Origin of the sequence: Nostoc sp. DedQUE07 (genome assembly GCF_034530975.2) — a bacterium.
Lineage (GTDB): Bacteria > Cyanobacteriota > Cyanobacteriia > Cyanobacteriales > Nostocaceae > Nostoc.
In genome coordinates this window covers 117,273-123,272 of sequence record NZ_JAVRCC020000021.1, presented here as the reverse complement: position 1 = coordinate 123,272, position 6,000 = coordinate 117,273, and the positions used below count along the sequence as shown (strand labels likewise).

Here is a 6,000-nt window from a genome sequence, read left to right as displayed (position 1 = left end):
CACGACGCTCTTCCGATCCTCAGAAGGTCAACATTGAGCCTCAGAAGGTCAACATTGAGCCTCAGAAGGTCAAAGTTGAGCCTCAGAAGGTCAACATCGAGCCTCAGAAGGTCAACGCATAAAAATATCCAGATAAATTATTAAATTTACTGCTGGTTTTCAGTAAGAATCCGATCAAACCTTGTTGAAATATATTAACTCAGTACATCTACCAGCGTCATACAACAGTTATGAGCAATACCTCTGGATTTTCAGTCAGCAAACCTGTTGCATTATGGAATAAACCCATTAACGCTGACTTTAAAGAACTATTCAAATCACTAGGAAAAGGTGTAATAAATGGGGTCTTAGGTCAGTGGGGAGAGGTAGCCAAAGATGCTGTGGAAGCTACATCAGCACTAGGTTTAGGGTCAGCACCAGAGGAAGTTGCTTGGTTACTAATTTACCGTTCTTTGGTAGAAGCAATAGTTAGTTTGATAAAAGGAAATCAAGAGTTACTGTTTGAAAAACCAAACCAAAGCGATCTTGAGCTATTGTGCGATCGCCTCAACCATTCCCTAGAAAGTATAGAATTGCGTATTGACCAAGATTTTTTTCGCCGTCCCAAAGATTTGCCGATTCTGGAAGCGATTAAAACTGCTTTTGCCGACTGGTTAAAATACTTTAGCGTCAATCAGGCACAGGCACTAACAATTAGTCATCGTCTTCCTACGTATTTTGTGTTTGCTTTACATGAAGAGTGGGCAAAACATCCAGAAAAATATGCTTGTTTAAAAGAAGAACTGAATACCCCCTTTACTCAAGCCAATGAACGGGAACAGTCATGGCAGCGTTATTTAGCTTGGCTACAAAAACAGGTTGAAGAACCGATGCTTTTAGAAGCTTTTGGTTTAAAACAGGTTTATGTTCCTTTACACGCCTACTATAAGCAGAAAGTTGCGGGTGAAAAAGAAGAAGAATTTGCACGCCGGGTGAGAGAAGATGAGAAATATCAGCGAATTGTTCTTGATTTAGAAACTGAACTAGAAGCTTGGTTAGAAAAAGGCGATCGCAATGATGCCATTAGAGTGATTAGTGGTGGCCCAGGAAGTGGTAAATCTTCCTTTGCCAAAATCTTTGCAGCTAACCAAGCAGAAAAAGGGAAAATTCCAGTTTTATTTATCCCTTTGCATCTTTTTGCTCCCTTGGATGACTTAGTTGATGCAGTTGGTAAGTTTGTGCGAGACTACGGCTTTCTCAGACATAATCCCCTAGATAAAGATAAAGCTGATTCACGCTTACTGATTATCTTCGATGGTTTAGATGAGCTTGCTATGCAGGGTAAAATTGCCACTGAGATTGCTCAACAATTTGTGCGTGAAGTGCAAAGAAAAGTAGAGCGATTTAATGGGCGTGAAATTTGCTTACAAGTATTAATCGGCGGACGTGAACTGGTAGTGCAAGCAAATAGTAGCGACAACGGGCGAATCTTCAACGGGCGATTCTTGAAAGGGCGAATCTTGAAGGGGCAAATCTTGAAGGGGCGAAGCTTGAAGGGGCAAATCTTGAGGACGAAAATTTAACAGACTTGAATGAGGATTCAGATTCAGACTCCGATGAGTAACCTACAAACATTAAGAATTTGTTGAGTGCATTATATTCTTAATGCATCATTCTAGATACTTTTGATACTTTACTCTGCTAACGCACCCCACCGAACCAGCACTCAACCCAATTGCATACAAATATTAAGCGATCGCTTCTACTACTTTGCCTTGCTCATGACAAATTGTAGGCGATCGCAAGTCAAATCTCTTGATACGCTGAAATAAGAATTGAGAAAAACTAATCCAGTTTTCCGGTAACAACCATGCCAAAGCTGACACTGAGCGATGAACAAGTAATTGAATTAGTCAAGCAGCTACCTCCAGAAAGTAAACGAGTAGTATTATTAGCCCTAGCACAGGAAAGTGAGCAAGAGCGAAATTCTCATATGGAGTATGCCCAAACCCAATTACGGAACTTGTGTGCTGAACGTGGTTTAGATTGGGATAGTATGTCAGAAGATCAACGTGAGTCATTTATAGATGACTTAGTGCATGAGGACAGAGAGTGCGACCAATAGTAGTGTTTGATACAAATGTTTTGCTATCTGCTATTGGCTGAAAAGGTAGTCCTTATCACTGTATTGATTTGGCACGCCAAGGCCGGGTAAAAGGTTTAATTTGTCCAGAAATACTTGATGAACTAACCGAAAAGTTAGAACAGAAGTTGAAATTTACGCCTATTCAAGTAATTGAGACAATAGCTGATTTGCTTACTTTTCTACGATTAATCACAATTGCCAACACTTTAAATTTTCTCACTACTGACCCAAACGATAACATGGTACTAGAATGCGCCGTTGTTGGGAATGCAACTCATATTGTCACGGGCGACAAGCGGCATTTGTTACCTCTGGGCAGTTATCAAGGTATTGCAATTGTTAGTGCCAAAGATTTTCTGACGTTGGTTATACCTGAATAATCAAATGAACTTAACACTGAGGTTGAGGACTCTACACATCCCCTGCATTGCATTGTTAGCCTGTGGGTAAGCGATCGTAAGATTCCGGTTCAATATCTGGTACTTTCGCTAAAACTGCGTCGTATTTTTCTCGACTGCCTCGCTTTGCTAACTCCCCTAGATAAATTTCAGTTGTTAGTGCAGCGATTTTTTCCGCAGCTGCTGTCGCCACAAACTGATCGATAGAAATCCCGTCTTGTTTGGCAAGTTCCTGCAAACTTTTGTACAAAGAGTCAGGAAGCTGGATGCTCAGGTTGCTCATGACATGCTCTCGCTAAACCCAAATGCATACAAATATTAAGCGATGCCTGCGGTGGTCACTGAGCTTTGTCGAAGTGCGGGCTACGCCTACGCTACTACTACATTGCCTTGCTCATGACAAAGCGTAGGCATAACATTGTTATGCATAACAATGTTATGCCGTTTTTGCATTTTGTTTCCAAAGATTTTTGAAACCCGCGCAGGTGGTCACTGAGCTTCTTGCCTTGAGCGAAGCCGAAAGGTGCCGAAGTGCGGGTTTTGTCTGTATAGCCGCGATTTCTAATCGCCAAGGCATTTTTGAGCCTCAGAAGGTCAACGTTGAGCCTCAGAAGGTCAAAGTCGAGCCTCAGAAGGTCAAAGTCGAGCCTCAGAAGGTCAACATTGAGCCTCAGAAGGTCAAAGTTGAGCCTCAGAAGGTCAAAGTCGAGCCTCAGAAGGTCAACGTTGAGCCTCAGAAGGTCAAAGTCGAGCCTCAGAAGGTCAACATCGAGCCTCAGAAGGTCAACGCATAAAAACTATCTCGAAAAAGTTTAGTAAATTCCGAAATACATTTTGTATATTTGGTAGTTCTGTTTATAGACATTAACGCCTCAAAATTAAATCTTGTTATGAATACCCAAGACAAGCCCAAGAGTTTACAAGATATTGTTAAGCAACGTCAACAATCAAATTTTGTCGGTCGTGAAGACCAAATAAACCGATTTCGCCAAAATTTAGCATTACCAGTAGAAGACAATCGCCATTGTTTTCTGTTTAACGTTTCTGGTCAAGGCGGAGTTGGTAAAACTACCTTGCTGCGGCAGTTTCGGAAAATTGCTGACGAAGCAAAAATGATTTCGGCTTACATCGATGAAGTTGAAAAAACTATACCAGAGGTTATGGGTCGTATAGCTGAAGAGTTAGAACAGCAAGGTTACAAGCTAACGCAGTTTAGCGATCGCTACAAAGTTTACTGCCAAAAGTGCCAAGAATTAGAAACAGATCCAGAAGCTCCTCAAGGTTTTTCCGCTTTTGTTGGGAAAACTATGGTAAAAACTGGTGTGCATCTGGCGCGTCGAGTTCCAGTTGGCGGTGCTGTATTTGACTTTGTAGATGAGAATGCTTTGGCCACCCAAGCCGGCGAATGGGCGTCTTATGTTGCAAAGAAAATCACAAATAAAGATGAGGTACATTTAGTTAAAGAACCTAAAGAAGTTCTGACCCCGCTATTTTTGCAAGATATTTCTAAAATTGCTGATAAAACTCCTGTTGTCCTGTTTTTCGATACCTCAGAACGCACCGGAGAATTCCTAGAGAACTGGCTACGGGAAATTTTTGAGAACCAGCACGGTAAAGTCTCTGCCAATATATTAATGATCGTTGCCAGTCGGCAAGAATTAGATAAAAATGACTGGGCATCCTACGAAGGATTAATAGTTCGTTTGCCTCTAGAACCGTTTACAGAAGAAGAAGCCAAACAATACCTAATTCACAAAGGCATTACAGATAATCGCATTGTTGAAGTGATTTTAAACGCTTCTGGAAACTTACCCCTGCTAATAGAAATGTTAGCAGATGCTCATCCCAATCACCCCAACCAGGTAATTGAGCCTAGCAGTAGTGCTGTAAAAAACTTTTTAAAATGGATTGACGATCCCAAACGGCGACAAGTGGTGCTTGATGCTGCCATTCCTCGGTGCTTGAACCGGGATGTTATAGCCAAATTAAGAACGGAAGAAGAAGCTGATGAGCTATTTTCTTGGTTGAAAGAAACATCTTTTATCAACGAACGTAGCAACGGCTGGGTTTATCATGATGTCGTCAAAACCCAAATGTTATGCCACAAACGCCTTTCATCGCCGCAAGGTTGGGCTGACATACATGGTAAGTTGGCTCAATATTATGACAGCCTGCGGAACGATTTGCAATTGGATGAAGATAACAAACAGCGCGATCCTAGCTGGCAAAGTCACACTTTAAATGTTTTGTACCATAAATTATGTCAGTCACCGCAAAGGAATTTACTAGTAGCTCTGAATGAATTTCTTGCTATCCTCAAAAATCAACCCACTTTTGCCCAACAATATGCAAAAACAATGTTCCAGGCTGGTAAAGATGGGGATTCTGCTGAAGTTCAGTATTGGGGTAAGCAATTAGCAAATGGGTTAAAAGCTTATGAGGAAAAACGTTATGAAGATGCTAGGTATAATCGTGCTTTAGTCTACTTAGCCCTTAACCAACCACGCAAAGCACAAACTATCTTAGTACCTGCCATCAAGCTGGCTACAGAGCATTGCAAAGAAGATGCTAAAGACTGGCGTAATACCTTTAATTTAGCCCTTTACTATTTGGCTGCTCAATACACTCAACAAGCAAACGATTTATATCGCTATGCCTTATCAAAAGGTGCTTCCTCAGAATCTATTGGTAAAGCTATCCAAGACCTAAATGACTTTTTAATTGTCTTCCCTGACCATCTGCAAGCTACATCCATCCGACAGTTGTTGCTATTTTGTCTAACTAAGTCATGTAATTTGCAACCTACTCTCCAGAAAACCCACAAGTCTCAACAAGAAACTGCTAATCAATTTCCTCTCTCATAATGCAAGTCCATTTGAGTGGACTTGCATTATGAGCCTGGGATTTCAACCTCTGGCACAGCAACGGGTAAGCGCAATATCTCAGCCTACTTGCATTCGAGAGACTGGCGGCTGAACGCAATTACATAAAAATGTTAAGCGAATTTTCCTTTCTTATGAGAAAGTGTGGCGATCGCTCAATGTAATTCTGTATTAAATGAGACACTACGCATAGCTTGCTTCACATTAAGAGACACAATCCAAAATTTAAAATTCAAAATGGTATCAGCCAGCTAAAAACGCGATTTGTTTAAATCCACTCAAATCCAAAAATCATGACTATCGTAGAAAATGTCCAAAAAACGATGTATATCCACTGCGGGGTGTGTGGCATTTGTTTTTAAGTCATTGATGATTGACGCTTCCACTGTAAGCGATGTCTAACAACAAGCCTCAGTGCGTCTACGTACTCACCAATCAATCACATTCCCTTGAATCTTTTTAAATTATCGAACCATCCCAATTAAAAATTGCTTAAGAAAAATCCTTTTCATTCAAAAAACTGGCCTTAATTAAAGCCAGTTTTTTGATTTTATTACAAACTTCTAGCGGGCTTTACAGCCGAGTCTTAACGGAA

General features: G+C 40.9%; 6 protein-coding genes and 2 pseudogenes. 6 read left to right on the top strand and 2 right to left on the bottom strand.

The window, feature by feature from the left end; translation table 11 throughout:
* Positions 1–230: 230 nt before the first annotated feature.
* A pseudogene (locus RMZ95_RS17865) lies at positions 231–881 on the top strand (hypothetical protein); the annotation flags it as partial.
* Positions 882–1,480: 599 nt separating this feature from the next.
* Positions 1,481–1,603 (top strand): pentapeptide repeat-containing protein, encoded by a 123-nt coding sequence (locus tag RMZ95_RS17860; RefSeq protein WP_322686729.1) that lies wholly within the window; start codon positions 1,481–1,483, stop codon positions 1,601–1,603.
* A 124-nt stretch (positions 1,604–1,727) separates the two neighbouring features.
* Here the strand turns inward: RMZ95_RS17860 and RMZ95_RS17855 are convergent, their stop codons facing one another.
* Positions 1,728–1,856: a hypothetical protein gene (locus RMZ95_RS17855; RefSeq protein ID WP_322686654.1), complete on the bottom strand. Its 129-nt coding sequence runs from the start codon at positions 1,854–1,856 to the stop codon at positions 1,728–1,730.
* On the opposite strand from RMZ95_RS17855, the gene RMZ95_RS17850 reads away from it, so the two are divergent.
* Both RMZ95_RS17850 and RMZ95_RS17845 read left to right on the top strand, forming a co-directional pair.
* Entirely contained in the window at positions 1,850–2,104 is a 255-nt protein-coding gene (locus tag RMZ95_RS17850) for a hypothetical protein (protein WP_322686655.1), read from the top strand. The two genes, RMZ95_RS17855 and RMZ95_RS17850, sit on opposite strands and share 7 nt — an antisense overlap.
* Before the next feature lie 59 nt (positions 2,105–2,163).
* A pseudogene (locus RMZ95_RS17845) lies at positions 2,164–2,505 on the top strand (putative toxin-antitoxin system toxin component, PIN family); the annotation flags it as partial.
* Between the two features lie 55 nt (positions 2,506–2,560).
* Here RMZ95_RS17845 and RMZ95_RS17840 read toward each other — a convergent pair.
* Positions 2,561–2,806 carry a toxin-antitoxin system HicB family antitoxin gene (locus tag RMZ95_RS17840; RefSeq protein ID WP_322686656.1) on the bottom strand — a complete coding sequence of 82 codons (246 nt, stop codon included), beginning with the start codon at positions 2,804–2,806 and terminating at the stop codon, positions 2,561–2,563.
* A gap of 187 nt (positions 2,807–2,993) precedes the next feature.
* Between RMZ95_RS17840 and RMZ95_RS17835 the strand changes: the two genes are divergently transcribed.
* Both RMZ95_RS17835 and RMZ95_RS17830 read left to right on the top strand, forming a co-directional pair.
* Positions 2,994–3,317, top strand: a complete 324-nt coding sequence (locus tag RMZ95_RS17835) for a hypothetical protein (RefSeq protein WP_409882929.1) — start codon at positions 2,994–2,996, stop codon at positions 3,315–3,317.
* A 96-nt stretch (positions 3,318–3,413) separates the two neighbouring features.
* Positions 3,414–5,387, top strand: coding sequence for an ATP-binding protein (locus RMZ95_RS17830; RefSeq protein ID WP_322686658.1), 1,974 nt, complete (start codon positions 3,414–3,416; stop codon positions 5,385–5,387).
* The last annotated feature ends 613 nt before the right edge of the window (positions 5,388–6,000 follow it).